General features: G+C 41.6%; 15 protein-coding genes. 12 read left to right on the forward strand and 3 right to left on the reverse strand.

The annotated features are described in order from the left end of the window. Positions 1 to 13: 13 nt before the first annotated feature. A complete protein-coding gene (gene hemH / locus HYG79_RS07355; RefSeq protein WP_179241462.1) occupies positions 14 to 1,045 on the reverse strand; it encodes a ferrochelatase in 1,032 nt (343 codons plus the stop codon). A gap of 164 nt (positions 1,046 to 1,209) precedes the next feature. Between hemH and HYG79_RS07360 the strand changes: the two genes are divergently transcribed. Then, the gene (locus HYG79_RS07360) at positions 1,210 to 2,274 is read left to right on the forward strand and encodes a mechanosensitive ion channel family protein (RefSeq protein WP_179241463.1); all 1,065 of its coding nucleotides are present in this window, start codon (positions 1,210 to 1,212) and stop codon (positions 2,272 to 2,274) included. Next, complete coding sequence (locus tag HYG79_RS07365) at positions 2,261 to 3,139, forward strand: N-acetylmuramoyl-L-alanine amidase-like domain-containing protein (RefSeq protein WP_228027956.1); 879 nt, start codon at positions 2,261 to 2,263, stop codon at positions 3,137 to 3,139. Before HYG79_RS07360 ends, HYG79_RS07365 begins: the two co-directional genes overlap by 14 nt. Here HYG79_RS07365 and HYG79_RS07370 read toward each other — a convergent pair. Both HYG79_RS07370 and HYG79_RS07375 read right to left on the reverse strand, forming a co-directional pair. After that, on the reverse strand, positions 3,136 to 3,981 hold the full coding sequence (locus HYG79_RS07370; RefSeq protein WP_179241464.1) for a ThuA domain-containing protein: 846 nt from the start codon (positions 3,979 to 3,981) through the stop codon (positions 3,136 to 3,138). The two genes, HYG79_RS07365 and HYG79_RS07370, sit on opposite strands and share 4 nt — an antisense overlap. A gap of 86 nt (positions 3,982 to 4,067) precedes the next feature. Next, positions 4,068 to 4,958: an AraC family transcriptional regulator gene (locus HYG79_RS07375; protein WP_179241465.1), complete on the reverse strand. Its 891-nt coding sequence runs from the start codon at positions 4,956 to 4,958 to the stop codon at positions 4,068 to 4,070. Positions 4,959 to 5,161: 203 nt separating this feature from the next. Here HYG79_RS07375 and hemA point away from each other — a divergent pair, with 203 nt between their 5' ends. From hemA to HYG79_RS07425, 10 genes are read left to right on the forward strand one after another with little or no spacing between them, the layout of a single operon-like run. Continuing rightward, entirely contained in the window at positions 5,162 to 6,421 is a 1,260-nt protein-coding gene (hemA, locus tag HYG79_RS07380) for a glutamyl-tRNA reductase (RefSeq protein WP_179241466.1), read from the forward strand. Then, the gene (gene hemC, locus HYG79_RS07385; RefSeq protein ID WP_179241467.1) at positions 6,418 to 7,992 is read left to right on the forward strand and encodes a hydroxymethylbilane synthase; all 1,575 of its coding nucleotides are present in this window, start codon (positions 6,418 to 6,420) and stop codon (positions 7,990 to 7,992) included. Before hemA ends, hemC begins: the two co-directional genes overlap by 4 nt. Before the next feature lie 13 nt (positions 7,993 to 8,005). Further along, positions 8,006 to 9,031 carry a uroporphyrinogen decarboxylase gene (hemE, locus tag HYG79_RS07390; protein WP_179241468.1) on the forward strand — a complete coding sequence of 342 codons (1,026 nt, stop codon included), beginning with the start codon at positions 8,006 to 8,008 and terminating at the stop codon, positions 9,029 to 9,031. 53 nt (positions 9,032 to 9,084) lie between these two features. Further along, the gene (locus HYG79_RS07395) at positions 9,085 to 9,600 is read left to right on the forward strand and encodes a GNAT family N-acetyltransferase (protein WP_179241469.1); all 516 of its coding nucleotides are present in this window, start codon (positions 9,085 to 9,087) and stop codon (positions 9,598 to 9,600) included. Further along, on the forward strand, positions 9,590 to 10,492 hold the full coding sequence (gene hemF, locus HYG79_RS07400) for an oxygen-dependent coproporphyrinogen oxidase (protein ID WP_179241470.1): 903 nt from the start codon (positions 9,590 to 9,592) through the stop codon (positions 10,490 to 10,492). Before HYG79_RS07395 ends, hemF begins: the two co-directional genes overlap by 11 nt. A gap of 32 nt (positions 10,493 to 10,524) precedes the next feature. Continuing rightward, positions 10,525 to 11,157 carry a hypothetical protein gene (locus HYG79_RS07405; RefSeq protein WP_179241471.1) on the forward strand — a complete coding sequence of 211 codons (633 nt, stop codon included), beginning with the start codon at positions 10,525 to 10,527 and terminating at the stop codon, positions 11,155 to 11,157. An 18-nt stretch (positions 11,158 to 11,175) separates the two neighbouring features. Beyond that, positions 11,176 to 12,165 carry a porphobilinogen synthase gene (hemB, locus tag HYG79_RS07410; RefSeq protein WP_179241472.1) on the forward strand — a complete coding sequence of 330 codons (990 nt, stop codon included), beginning with the start codon at positions 11,176 to 11,178 and terminating at the stop codon, positions 12,163 to 12,165. Between the two features lie 12 nt (positions 12,166 to 12,177). Further along, entirely contained in the window at positions 12,178 to 13,518 is a 1,341-nt protein-coding gene (locus tag HYG79_RS07415; RefSeq protein ID WP_179241473.1) for a serine hydrolase domain-containing protein, read from the forward strand. Between the two features lie 39 nt (positions 13,519 to 13,557). Beyond that, the gene (locus HYG79_RS07420; RefSeq protein ID WP_179241474.1) at positions 13,558 to 14,679 is read left to right on the forward strand and encodes a CNNM domain-containing protein; all 1,122 of its coding nucleotides are present in this window, start codon (positions 13,558 to 13,560) and stop codon (positions 14,677 to 14,679) included. Beyond that, entirely contained in the window at positions 14,679 to 15,152 is a 474-nt protein-coding gene (locus tag HYG79_RS07425) for a methylated-DNA--[protein]-cysteine S-methyltransferase (RefSeq protein WP_179241475.1), read from the forward strand. Before HYG79_RS07420 ends, HYG79_RS07425 begins: the two co-directional genes overlap by 1 nt. The last annotated feature ends 44 nt before the right edge of the window (positions 15,153 to 15,196 follow it).

The following is a 15,196-nucleotide window of genomic DNA, read 5'->3' on the forward strand; positions in this document are numbered from 1 at the left end:
CCTTACACATAAATTAAACAGGCAACACTTGGCTTTCTTCCCATTGGTTTACCCAATTCGCCATGACCTGTACCCAAGCATCACTATCATTTAAACAGGAAATATGTTTGTAGTGCTCGCCCCCGGCTTCTTCAAACTGCTCCTTGCCTTCCATGGCAATTTCTTCAAGGGTCTCCAAACAATCACTTACGAAAGCGGGAGTAATTACCGCCAATCTTTTTTTGCCCTCTTTGGCCAAACGCTCAAACTCATAATCGGTATAAGGTTTTAACCATGGGTCACCGGCCAAGCGGGATTGAAACGAGGAACTCACCTTGTCTTCGGGCAGTCCCAGATAGGCTTTGACCAGTTCAGTGGTATCGTAACACTGGTGCCGATAACAGGTATTATGGGCGACCGAATTTATCTTGCAACAACTGCCATCTATCTTACAGTGAAAACGGGTAGGGTCACTTTTTCTGATATGGCGCTCTGGAATACCGTGGTATGAAAACAGAATATGGTCGTATTCAAAATCTTTTAGTCCATCTTTAATACTTTCGGACAAAGCTTTTATATAGTCCGGATTCTTATAAAACGCCGGCATCGTGGTAACATTCATTTCGGGAAACGCCTTTTGCTGTTCCTCCAGCACTTTTACCACGACCGTTTCATAGGACGACATGGCGTAATGGGGGTACAGTGGCACCAAAAGCACCTCGTCCACGCCTTTTTGCCTTAATTCCTGTAATGCATTTTTTATGGTCATGGTGCCATATCGCATACCTAGTGCGACGGGCATTTTGGTGTGTTGCCTAAGTTTTTCCGTGAAACGTTCCGAAAGCACGATCAACGGTGAGCCCTCATCCCACCAAATTTTGGCGTAGGCCTTTGCCGATTTTTTTGGCCGTGTCTGAAGAATAATGCCCCGCACTAAGATATTTCTGAGAATCTTTGGAACATCGATTACCCGTTCGTCCATTAAAAATTCATCCAAATATGGTTTTACGTCCTTTGCGGTAGGGCTATCCGGAGAACCCAGATTTACCAATAAAACTCCCTTCATAGCAGCATTGATTTTTAAAATGCAAAAATAGGACTTGAAGGGGTATTTACTCCCATTGCTATGTAATACTTTTTTGATTGCGCTATAAATTGTTTCGATATTTATAATAAGATACCTTGCCGTAGCGGTAAATTTTAGTATGTTACCATAAATCTGATATACCAATGGATTCTATTTTCGAGAAAATTCCGAGGGAGTCGCTCATTCACTTAGGCATAGCCTTTGTCGCTTTTATTTTATTGTATTGGGGGGTATTGTTCGTACTGAGAAAATTGGGCAAAAACCCCAAGTATTTATTGCCCCAAGGCGTTATGAAAAAGGTAGCATTGCCCATTTTTTTGATTTTTGTTGCCATAGTGCTTCGTATGGAGTCGTTTCGGCGTCTTTTTGGTCTGCAAGAAGAAGGGTTTTGGTTTAGAAAGTCGAGCACATTGCTCTTTATTTTTGCGATGACATGGCTCATCATAGGCGTTTTAAAAGTAGTGAAGCAACTCATCATCAACAATTATGATGTCAATGCCGCAAACAATCTTAAGGCCCGAAAAATATACACCCAATTCAATATACTGGAACGTATCGCCATATTTATAGTAATCATATTGGCTATTGGTCTGGCATTGATGAGTTTTAAGGAAATACGTGAAGTAGGTATAAGCGTTTTCGCATCGGCCGGTGTAGCTGGTATAATTATCGGTTTTTCGGCGCAAAAACTGATTGGGACCATTTTGGCCGGAATTCAAATCGCCATTGCCCAACCCATAAAAATGGATGATGTCGTAATTGTTGAAGGTGAATGGGGACGCATCGAGGATATTACGTTGACCTACGTCGTGGTCAAAATTTGGGACAAACGTAGGTTGATCGTTCCAACCCCGTATTTTATTGAAAAACCATTTCAAAATTGGACCAAGACCTCATCGGATATTTTAGGAACCGTATTTTTATATACCGATTATCATGTGCCTTTTGATGCTATACGAAAAGAATTGACCAAAATTTTGGAAAGTACCGATCTATGGGATGGTGAAGTCAATAATATTCAGGTGACCGACAACAAAGCGGGCCATGTTGAAGTCAGGGCACTCATGAGTGCCAAGGACGCTTCGACCGCTTGGGATTTACGGGTCATGGTACGTGAAAAATTGATAGCCTTTTTACAGGAAAACTATCCAGAAAGTTTACCGCGAACCCGCGTTTTGATAAAAGATATCGGCAATGAAAACACTTAAGGCACATAATTTGCGTTATAGTTTCAACATGAAAATACTAGTATTTATTCTCTTTTCTACGTCTTTTCTTTTTGGCCAAAACATCACATGTTCCCCAAAGGACAAACAGGCTTTTGAAGATAAAATCATAGAAATAGACGGCCTATTGGAGAAGGACTTCGGCAAGACCATAGTGGCCGTGGGCAAAACATTCTTGGGTACGCCCTATGTTGCCAAAACACTTGAAATCGGTGAGAACGAGACCTTGGTCATAAACCTACAAGGATTGGACTGTACCACTTTTGTAGAAAATGTATTGGCTTTTAGTAGGATGCTCAAAAATGAGCAGACCAGCTTCACTGATTTTACCAAAACAATAGAGACCATTCGGTATAAAAATGGAAAGCTAAGCGGTTATGCTTCGCGTCTTCATTACTTCTCGGAATGGATAGCCAATAATGCGATTAAAGGCATCGTTAATGATATCACATCGGAAATTGGTGGAAAGCCCATAACAAAGGATATCAATTTTATGAGTACCCATCGTGATTTATATCCTTTCTTGAGCGATGATGAAAATTATGAAAAAATCAAAGCCTCGGAAAATTACCTCAATACCGAATCCATTTGTGTCCTGGCGCAGGCAGAAATCGAGGCCAATGAGCATTTGATACAATCTGGGGATATCATTGCCTTGACCACGGCCATAAAAGGTTTGGACATTACCCATACCGGTATCGCTACCCGTGAAGCCGATGGGCGAATATATTTATTGCACGCCTCTACCGTTGGGGAGGTAGTGGTTTCGAAACTTCCTTTGGCCGATTATCTCAAAAAAGTGAAAAACAATACCGGGATTATGGTGGCTAGGCCTTTGTTTCCTTAATTCAGCATGTACTCAAATACATTGTTCATGAGTTGCGCGAATGCAGTGTCGGAGTATTTGCTTTTTGCATGCCCCATACTGGTATAAAAACTAATACCGCCATCGGGCCTTTCCCAATATTGAGCGGTCATCCTGGGTGCGTCATAAGAATTTGAACCGGTAGCTGAAACTTGTAGCACTTCAATAAATGAATCGTCCAAATAGCCTTCTTCCCAATAATACCATTCCTCGCTATCGTTCCAAGGGAATGCGACTTCTTGTGTTATTTCCGTTTTTTGATTCTCAACGTTGACCACGGCATCAAAACCTGAACTTGTATGATTTGGCCCATTTCTTACGCTACAGCCCGTAACATTTTCTGCATACCAGTCCCAAACACCCTTACCATTTCCTGAAACGGAACTGGCCGTACTATGTCCATAAGAATCGCTGGCCGCATGATTTGATATAAAGTTACCTCCTTGAGCGGCGTAGTTCTCCACATTACTCCTTTGGGTAGCGTTCAAAGTATTCCCAGAGGTATTCGTGAAAAAAATTATCTTGTATTGATTTAATGTAGAGCGGTCATTGAACGTATCGCCCGTATCATCTACGACCACATCAAAGTTTTGGTTCGTCGCTATTTTCTCTACCATGGCAACGCATTCATCTTTGGTATTGTGATTAAAACCATCGGTTTTGGTAAAAACAAGTATCAAATCCTTTTCTGCTACCGGGTCATCATTGCCTTCATCTGAATTTTCATCAACTTCTTCCGTGACCGTATTTGTAGACGATTTTTCACAACCTGCTAAAAACAACAGTGTCACAAACAATGGCAGAAATCTTTTGAACACGAGCATAGGAAAATTATTTTGGTTATTACCTATTTATATTATTTACGTAAATAACCCCAAAAAAGGTTATTTATCTACACTATGCAAAAAAATTACCCATTCGACAAAGCCATTACGTACTTTTTGGGCGTGGTGCCATATTTCTTTTTAAAGGCCGATATAAAATGGCTGGCCGTGCTGTACCCGACTTTTAGACCCACTTCATTCACATTGTGCTGGCCGCTTTCAAGCATTCTACGCGCATACTCCATCTTATAATCAAAGAGAAAACTAAAAACGGAATCCCCATATATCTGCTTAAAGCCTTCCTTCAATTTTTTTAGGCTCAATCCTATTTCCTCGGAAAGCTCGTTCAAGGTAGGTGGCTCGGCCATACGGGAAATCATGATTTCCTTGGCCTGCCGTATACGGCGCACATTGTCCTCGTCTACGAGAAAGGGGCACTGTTCAATATCGGCATTGTCGCTTTTGTTGAAATAAAGCGATATAAGCTCATACACCTTGCCCTTAATATACAATTGCTTTATCGACGGATGCAGGTTATAATTGATGATTTGACTCAAAATCACTGCAATCGCAGGGCTTACCCCTTCTTGTGAATAATACTTTTTATCTTTGTTATCGGCACTTAAAAAAGGAATATAGTCCGCTTCCTTGGAAAAAAGTGAGTGAAATTTACGAATGGTCATCACCACCGATACCATCCAAGAATTTGGATGCAGCTCCAAGTTAAGCGGTAGGTCCATCTGCGTATTGTACAGCAAAAGCGAGTTCTCCTCGGATACGTCAAGTGCGTAATGGCCTTCGTTAAAGACAAATTTGGCACTCCCCTTCAGGCAAAAATGAAATTGTATAAAAGTACTGTCAATAGGTCGTGTAACTTTCTGTATTTCAGAAGTATCATTCTGTATTTTCAGCACATAAAAACCATCTTCTATCAACACTTCATTAAACGAACCTAAAGCGACATTTTTTATTTCCATTTGAAATTGATTTACATTGTTTTTATTTAGAAACGTTCTAAATAAAATAGAGTGAATTCCTAGATATACCAACAAAAATATGTGATTTTCATCGATTTATAATGAAATACATCTATAAAAACCCACATCGATACTTATTGTTCCTCTAGCGTTATTTTTTTAAGTTCACTGCTATTATTTTTGCTGTCGTTTGTCAGGAATACATGAAGGAGTACCACATATCCAAACATAATTCATTCTATACTATCGGCCTCAACTATAAAAAGGCCGACGCCGAAGTACGTGGAAAGTTTAGTTTGGATGAAATCGCCACACAAAAGCTTTTACAACAGGCCAAGGAACAGGATATCGATGGCCTTTTGGTCACTTCAACCTGTAACCGCACCGAACTTTACGGCTTTGCACAACACCCTTTTCAGCTCATTAAGTTATTATGTGACAATACACTGGGTACTGTTGAGGAGTTTCAAGAAGTGGCTTACGTGTACAAGAACAATGACGCCATAAGCCACCTTTTTAGGGTAGGAACAGGTCTGGACAGTCAAATTTTAGGGGATTTTGAAATTATAAGTCAGTTACGGCACAGTTTTAACCGTTCCAAAAAACTGGACATTGCCAACCCGTTTTTGGAGCGTTTGACCAACTCCGTCATCCAAGCCAGTAAGCGCATCAAAAACGAGACCGAAATATCGTCCGGTGCAACATCGGTAGCTTTTGCATCGGTGCAATACATTTTCAAAAATGTTCCCGATATCTCCAAAAAGAACATTCTACTTTTCGGGACAGGCAAAATCGGCAGGAATACTTGTGAGAATCTTATAAAACATACGACCAACAATCACATAACGCTTATCAACCGTACCAAGGACAAGGCAGAGAAAATAGCGGGTAAATTCAACTTGGTAGTCAAGGATTATGGTGATCTTCAAACAGAAATTCGCAATACCGATGTGCTAATAGTAGCAACAGGAGCACAAAAACCTACGGTTTCCAAAGAACTTATCTACACCAAAAAGCCTTTATTGATTTTAGATCTTTCTATACCGAAAAACGTTTCTGACGATGTTTTGGATTTGGATAATGTGAGCTTGGTACACCTGGACCTTCTCTCCCAAATGACCGATGAGACCTTGGAGCGCAGAAAACAATTTGTCCCCAAAGCAGAAGCTATCATAGGTGAAGTAAAAGATGATTTTATACAATGGCTCGAAACCCGAAAATTTGCACCGGTCATCAAAGCACTGAAAAAGAAATTAAAGACGATGAAAGACCAGGAACTGGATTTCCAGAGCAAAAAAATATCAGATTTTGATTCCGTTCAGGCCGACATTATCTCAGATCGCATCATCCAAAAAATCACAAAACAGTTTGCCAACCACCTAAAGGACGATAGCGTAGATTCCGACACTAGTTTGGCATTGATACAAAAAGTGTTTCAACTAGAATTAGACCCCAATAAATGAAAACCATCCGAATAGGTACACGTGACAGCCAATTAGCAATGTGGCAGGCCAATACCGTTAAGGGAAAACTTGAAAACCTTGGCTACGAAACCGTTTTGGTGCCTGTAAAATCTACTGGTGATCTGGTGTTGGACAAGCCTTTGTACGAAATGGGCATTACGGGTATTTTCACCAAAACCCTTGATGTTGCCATGATCAAGGGCGAAATAGATATTGCCGTGCATTCTATGAAAGACGTACCTACCGCTTTACCCGACGGTATAGTACAGGCCGCGGTTTTGGAACGTGGGCAGACCATAGATTTATTGGCATACAACAACAACCAAGAGTTTTTGGCACAAAAGGATGCGATCATCGCCACGGGTAGTCTACGAAGAAAGGCCATGTGGCTCAACCGTTACCCTACCCATACCGTAGTTGATTTGCGCGGCAATGTAAATTCACGATTGGAAAAACTGAAAAACAACGATTGGAACGGGGCTATTTTTGCTGCGGCAGGCCTCAACCGTATTGGTCTTGAGCATGAAAATACCATAGGTCTTTCTTGGATGACCCCGGCCCCGGCCCAAGGTGCCGTTATGGTCGTCGCTATGGAGAACGATGATTTTGTGTTGGATGCCTGCGAGCAACTGAACCATAAAGAAACAGAGATCTGCACTTATGTAGAACGTGAGTTTTTGCGCCATTTGGAAGGTGGTTGTTCCGCACCTATTGGGGCTTTGGCCTATATCAACGAACGAACCGTAACCTTAAGCGGTGTTCTTTTGGCCGTTGATGGCAGCAAAAAACTGGAGTGCGAAATGGATGCCCCAGTGGGCGTGCACCAAAATTTGGGTAGGGCCGCGGCAGAAAAAATCCTGAACAAAGGTGGAAAACGACTGATGAACGAAATGATTGACAGTCCGACCAAAGCTGATGTTTTTTCTACCAAAAAACTCACGAATGTTCAAGTACAGCTCTTTGATCAAAAAATTAAGGTGAAATCTGAGGATTTTGTAAAAATAAATCCGTCCCGTATTTCCCCGATAGCCGTAAAAAATCCCATTAAAAACGTAATCATTACCAGCAAAAATACAGTAGACGCTTTGTTGACCAATTTTTCTCCCGTAGAACTACAGTTCCAGAATATATATTGTGTGGGCCGAAAAACAAAACGTCTTGTTGAGCGTAAAATAGGTAAAGTCGCCCACTCCGAAAACAGTGCAAAAAAATTAGCGGAATATCTTGTGGAATTTATGGAAGGTTTGGAGGTTACCTATTTTTGCAGTAATCTACGTATGGATGACCTTCCCGATATTTTGACCGAGAACAATATTACCGTACATGAGGTAGAGGCCTACAAGACGAAATTTTCATCCGTTAAGGTAAATGATTCCGTCAAAGTCGTGCTTTTTTTCAGTCCGTCAACGGTAGAAAGTTATCTATTGGAAAACCATGCGGGAGTAACAGCCTATTGCATCGGTGAGACCACTGCCACCGAAGCTAGAAAACACTTCAAAACCGTACACGTAGCTAAAATCCCAACTGCGGAGAGTTTGATAGAGCTGGTAAATGAAAACAATGGTAAATAGCTGATTGCAAAATATGATAAAAAACGATTTATTCTTAAGAGCGTTAAAAGGCGAGACCGTAGAACGCCCTCCTGTTTGGATGATGCGCCAAGCCGGGCGTTACCTGCCGGAATTTATGGAGATAAAGAAAAAATACGATTTCTTCACCCGTTGCCAAACTCCCGAACTGGCCTCTGAGATTACGGTACAGCCTATCCGCAGATACGGTATGGATGCCGCTATCCTTTTTTCGGATATCCTTGTAATTCCCCAAGCGATGAACATCGAAGTGGAAATGAAACCTAATTTCGGGCCTTACCTTCCCCACCCGATACGTTCACAAAAAGATTTGGATTCGGTCATTGTTCCAGATGTAAATGATGCTTTGGATTATGTAATGCAAGCCATAAAAGCCACAAAGGAAAAACTGGGCAATGAAGTACCACTTATTGGTTTTGCCGGCTCTCCATGGACAATACTTTGCTATTGTGTACAAGGCCAAGGCAGCAAAACTTTTGACAAGGCCAAAGAACTTTGCTTTACCCAACCCTTTGTTGCCCATGAACTTTTACAAAAGATTACGGATACAACGATCGCCTACCTCAAGGCCAAGGTAAAAGCGGGTGTGAACGCCGTTCAGGTGTTCGATTCTTGGGGAGGAATGCTTTCCCCGGTAGATTATCAGGAATTTTCGTGGCAGTATATCCAGCAAATAATCGATGCCTTAAAGGATGAGGCACCGGTCATTGTTTTTGGCAAGGGATGTTGGTTTGCCTTAGGTGATATGGCCAAGTCAGGAGCGTCCGCTCTAGGCGTCGACTGGACCTGTTCTGCACACAATGCTAGATATTTATCTGGCGGAAACATAACCTTACAAGGCAATTTTGACCCTGCCCGACTATTATCGCCCCCGGCAGAAATCAAAAAAATGGTGACCCAAATGATCAATGCGTTTGGTAAGGATAAATACATAGTGAATTTGGGGCATGGTATTTTACCCAATGTTCCCGTTGAGAACGCGAAGGCTTTTATTGATGCGGTGAAGGGATATAGCCCTTGATCTTCAAAAGAAGAGTTTCATAAAATAGAGAAGTGTTTGAATTTGAACAGTATATGATAGATTCCATTCATGAAAAATATGCATGGCGCATCTGTGATTTTACCATATCAAATTCAGATAGGCTCAAACGATTTTTCCCGAAAACACTGGAACAAAACCTAACACCCGATCTGTCCGACTATTTTGTCGAGAAAAAGGTCAAACAGTTCAATAAAAAAGAAGAGTTCTTATTCATATTGAAGGAACCTGAGAACAGAACAGTTGTAGGTATGGTCTTTATCAAAAACATAGATTGGGAAATAAAGCAGGCCGAACTGGCATACTGTATCGGATATCAATATGAAGGCAAGGGTTGGACAACACAAGCCGTGAATACACTGTCAAACCACGCTTTTGGGAGTTTAGGATTAACTACATTGCAAATTATCGTACATAAAACAAATGTCGGGAGCGTAAAAGTGGCCCAGAAGAATGGCTACACTTGGCAGCGTACCCTGGAAAATGAACATACGCCACCTGGCGAGAACCCATTGGACATGGAATTATATGAACTTTACAATGAAAGATAAATTTTATCACTATATCCAAGAATTACAGGACACCATCACAACCAAATTGGAAGAGGTAGATGGCAAGGCAACGTTCCAAGAAGATATTTGGCAACGCCCCGAAGGTGGCGGTGGTAGGACTAGGGTCATAGAAAACGGAGAAGTCTTTGAAAAAGGGGGCGTAAACATTTCCGGAGTACATGGCGAACTGCCCAAAAGCATGCAGGCCTATTTTGGTGTAGAGGATGCCGATTTTTACGCCTGCGGCCTAAGCTTGGTACTACACCCTAAAAACCCTATGGTGCCGACCGTTCATGCCAATTGGCGCTATTTTGAAATGTATGACAAACAGGGCAATATTGTAGATCAATGGTTTGGTGGCGGACAGGATTTAACTCCCTATTATTTGTTTGATGAAGATGCCCAACATTTTCACCATGTCTGCAAAAAAGCATGTGACCCGCATAATCCGGAATTTTACAAAACCTATAAAAAACGATGCGATGACTATTTTTGGAATGCCCATCGCAACGAGGCGAGAGGAATTGGCGGATTGTTTTTCGACTATTGCAAGGCTACGGGTGAGATGGACATGCAAGCATGGTACGACTTTGTAACTGAAATAGGCAATAGTTTCTTAAATAGTTATATACCGATTGTTATAAAACGTAAAAACCTTGTATATACCAAACAACAAAGAAATTGGCAGGAAATCCGTAGGGGACGGTATGTGGAGTTCAACTTAGTTCATGACAAAGGAACCTTATTCGGATTAAAGACCAATGGGCGTATCGAAAGTATTCTAATGAGCCTGCCACCGCATGTACAATGGCGATATGACCATCAACCCAAAGCGGGCAGTGAAGAAGAAAGGTTGATAAAAATATTGAAGCATCCAGTAGAATGGTGCTAAAGTCTTTATCTTAGTTGTAAATTCCACTAAAAATGAGAAAAGCGGCCCCTGTATTGGTTTTAATGCTCTTTATTACCATAATACTAAGCTGTAATGAAATCTCCTCCAAGAAACCTGTATTGACCGGTAAGAACTCCAGTAAAATGAAAATATCCGAAAAATACTGGGCTGTGGAGGACAAAAAAGGGGAATCAGGGGAATTTGGATTTGTATTGGATGATACGGCATCCAAAAAGAAGGAATGGACAATTGAAATACGACCCGACAAAAAAAACGAACGCCCCTTTAAATTAAGGCTCAAAAAAATTGGTTCAAAACGATATATTTTCCAGTTCGAGTATTGGGAAAAAAATGAAAAAGGATATTCATTCTTTATAGCGCAGAAAATAAAAAATGACCGTTTTTTGGTTTTACCCTATACCAAAGAGGCCATTAAAAAAGCACAAAACCATCCTATGTTATCTTCTTTTCAAGAACACATTAAAATAACAGGCAGCTCGGTCATATTCAGTGCTTATGCTGCCGACAATCATAAAAAGGAGATTATAGGGTTTATGAAATCATTGGATGCCGAAACAGATTTTAAGCGTGAAGATGCCTTGATTTTTAGGGGCACGAACAATGAATCTGAATTTGAGTCCCTTATAGATACACTGGAAAAATAAAAATGTCAATACATTAAAATGTACCCACTTACACGAAACCGAAGATTACGAAACAATGATGCCATTCGCCATTTGGTACGGGAAACCATCCTTACGCCAAGTGACTTTTTAGTCCCTCTTTTTATTGTAGAAGGTAAAGGGATACGGGAAGAGATCACCTCTATGCCCGATTATTATCGCATGAGCCTAGATAACCTGGAAAAAGAAGTGAAAGAGCTTTGGAACTTGGGACTTTGTGCCGTGTTGCTTTTTGTAAAAGTGCCAGATAACCTAAAGGACAATAAGGGTGCCGAAGCGTTGAATGCCGACGGGCTCATGCAACGTGCTATCAAAACGGTAAAAAATGTTTGTCCGGACATGCTGGTCATGACCGATGTTGCCCTGGACCCTTATTCTTCGTACGGTCATGACGGAATTGTAGCCGATGGACAAATACTAAATGACGAGACCGCACAGGTTTTAGCCGAAATGAGTGTTTCACATGCCCAAGCGGGAGCAAATTTTGTGGCACCCAGTGACATGATGGACGGTCGTATTCTTCATATTCGTGAAGCCTTGGAAGACGAGGGCTTCATTGATACGGGAATCATGAGCTACAGTGCCAAATATGCCAGTGCTTTTTATGGCCCTTTTCGGGAGGCCTTGGATTCCGCTCCTGTAGCTATTAAAAATGTGCCCATGGACAAAAAAACCTATCAAATGGATGCTGCCAATCGCTTCGAGGCCATCCGGGAGACCCAAATGGATATTGATGAAGGTGCGGATATCGTTATGGTCAAACCGGGGCTCTGCTATTTGGATATCGTACGCGAAATCAAAAATGAAGTTGACGTGCCCGTTGCCGTATATCAAGTTTCCGGGGAATATGCCATGCTCAAGTCCGCAGCAGAAAAAGGATGGCTAAACCACGACTCTGTTATGATGGAACAGCTCATCGCCATCAAAAGAGCAGGAGCCAACATCATTGCCAGTTATTTTGCCAAAGATGCGGTTAAATTGATGGGGTAATCGATTTTTCCAATGAAAAACTACTTTTTTATACTATTTGGTTTATTTTTAAGTCCCGTTTTTGCCCAAGAAGGGAAATCCGTTCCAATATACAATAGCAATACTTCAGGATTGACTCACGCCCACCCCTCGGAAGTAGGTTTGGATTCGGCCTATATTCATACGCAAATCGATTCAATCATAACAAATGGTATAAAAAACAAGGCCTTCCCCGGAGCGCAAGTGTTGGTGGCCCAGCGAGGCCATATCATTTTTCATAAAGCCTATGGTTTTCATACGTATGATAGCATTCTAAACGTTGCTCTGGATGACCTGTATGATTTGGCATCCGTCACTAAAATCACTGCCCCCTTGCCCGCTCTAATGAAGTTGGTAGATGAAGGAAAATTGGATTTAGATGTGCCTTTCAGCACGTATTGGAAACCTTGGAAAAGAAGAAAAGATAAAAAAGACATAACCTTACGGGAAATACTGGCACATCAAGCGGGTTTGGTGCCTTATATTGTTTTTTTGAATAGGGTCATTAAGAAAAATGGAAGGTTAAAGCACAGGTTTGTGAAAAATGGGCCAAAACCTGGTTATCGTAACCAAGCCTATGAAGGGCTGTACATCAAGGATCGGTTCAACCGAAAAATGTATCGTATTATCAACCGTTCCAAAGTATCCAATGACAAAACCTATAGCTATTCTGGCCTTACTTTTCTGATTTTTCCTAAACTTATTGAACAGCTCACGGGCCGATCGTACGAAGAATATCTTCAAACGGAGTTTTATCGACCTTTGGGTGCATCGACTTTAGGGTTTGCCCCCGCTGTCAAAAATTTACCCAATACCATTGTTCCTACGGAAATTGACACCCTTTTTAGAAAAACGCTCACACAAGGCTGGGTTCACGATGAAAATGCATCGCTGTTGGGAGGCGTTTCGGGAAATGCCGGATTATTCGGCACTGCAAACGATCTCGCCAAGCTTATGCAAATGTATCTACAATATGGCACGTATGCCGGTAAACGCTATATTACTAGCGGTACGATCAAGGAATTTATCAAAACACAATATCCCGAAAACGAAAACCGCAGGGGTTTGGGGTTTGACAAACCGTTATTGAACAATCAAAACTTACCATTATCAGAGGCGTATCCCGCCCCTGAAGCAAGCGCAAGCAGTTTTGGGCACTCAGGTTTTACGGGTACTTTTGTATGGGCGGACCCAAAAAACCAAATGGTATATATTTTTTTGTCCAACAGGGTTTATCCCACCCGAAAAAACAGAAATTTGTATACTTTGAACATACGCTCTGCAATACAACACGTATTTTATCAAGCTAGTTTGCCGTTGGAATACGATCGTTGATTCCTTTAGATTTGGTATCTTCGTTTTAAAATTCGTTCCATGGGGCTTCTTATTTTTTACGCTGTTATCTCAATTTTCTTTTCGTTTTTGTGCTCTATACTTGAGGCTGTCCTATTAAGTGTCAACCCTACATTCGTAAACCTTAAGAAAAAAGAAGGCAAATCCTATGCATTGACCTTGGAAGCGCTAAAAAAAGATGTAGACAAACCCCTTATTGCTATACTTACCCTAAATACCATAGCACATACCGTTGGCGCCATTCTCGTAGGAGTGCAGGCCAAGGCCGCCTATGCACAATTATACGGCAGTTCGGAAAAAACGGTTTTTGGTCTTACGTTCTCAGAAGATCTTATGGTGGGTGTGGTTTCTACGGTCATGACCATACTTATTTTGGTGGCATCGGAAATAATTCCCAAGACCATTGGGGCTACCTATTGGCGACAATTGGCCAATTTTACGGCAAAGTCGCTCAAAATAATGGTGCTTGCCCTAAAGTATACGGGCCTTTTATGGATTTTACAGTTATTTACCAAATTGGTGGGCAGCAAAGGGCACCATGGCAGTGTTTTAAGCCGTGAGGATTTTACCGCCATGGCCGATATCGCCCATGAAGATGGGGTTTTTGAAAAATCCGAATCAACTATTATCAAAAACTTGCTACGTTTTGATGAAGTATGGGTAAAAGATATCATGACGCCCAGGGCCGTGGTCAAAATTGCATCGGAACAAATGACCATCAAAGAGTTTTTTGCCGAGAATCCCAAACTTAGATTCTCTAGAATTCCGATATATGGAGGCAAAGTGGACAATATTACCGGATTTGTTCTCAAGGATACGATTCTGGAGGAAATTATAAACGAAAGAGGAAACTTGCCCTTGTCGGAAATTCGGCGCGATATCCTTATTACCAAGCGCAGTACGCCCATTCCCCAACTATTTGACACCTTGATCGCAAAAAGAGAGCACGTTGCCTTAGTGGTAGACGAATACGGTTCGGTTAGTGGTCTTGTAACCATGGAAGATGTCATAGAAACCCTTTTAGGACTCGAAATTATGGATGAGAGCGATAACGTAGAGGATTTACAGCTATTGGCCCGAAAAAATTGGGAGCACCGTGCCAAACAAAGTGGCGTTATCGAGCAAATTCCCAAACCTGAGTGATGGAAACCGCATATATAAAAACACCTTTAGGCACTGCGCGACTTAGGGGCGATGCGAACGGACTCGCTTCCATAACCGTCTTGAATACCGATGAAACACCCACCGATGTTATCCCAGAAACCTTGGAAGATGCCACATATCAATTAAACGAATATTTTGAAGGAAAACGTGAGACGTTTCAATTGGAACTACATCCGCAAGGCACCGATTTTCAAAAACGGGTGTGGCGAGCGCTACGTGAAATTCCGTATGGGAAAACAGTTTCCTATCTTGAACTTTCCAAAACTTTAGGAGATGTAAAGGCCATTAGGGCCGTTGCAGCTGCAAACGGCAAGAATCCGCTTTGGATTGTTGTACCCTGCCATAGGGTTATCGGCAGTGATGGTTCGCTAACGGGCTATGCCGGTGGACTGCACCGTAAAAAATGGCTTTTGGCACATGAAAGCCCAGCAAAACAACAATCCCTTTTTTGACTTTTTAAACCGTTCGGTTTGTAAAGAAGGTTCAGATACTCCAA

The organism is Costertonia aggregata (assembly GCF_013402795.1).
GTDB classification, from domain to species: domain Bacteria; phylum Bacteroidota; class Bacteroidia; order Flavobacteriales; family Flavobacteriaceae; genus Costertonia; species Costertonia aggregata.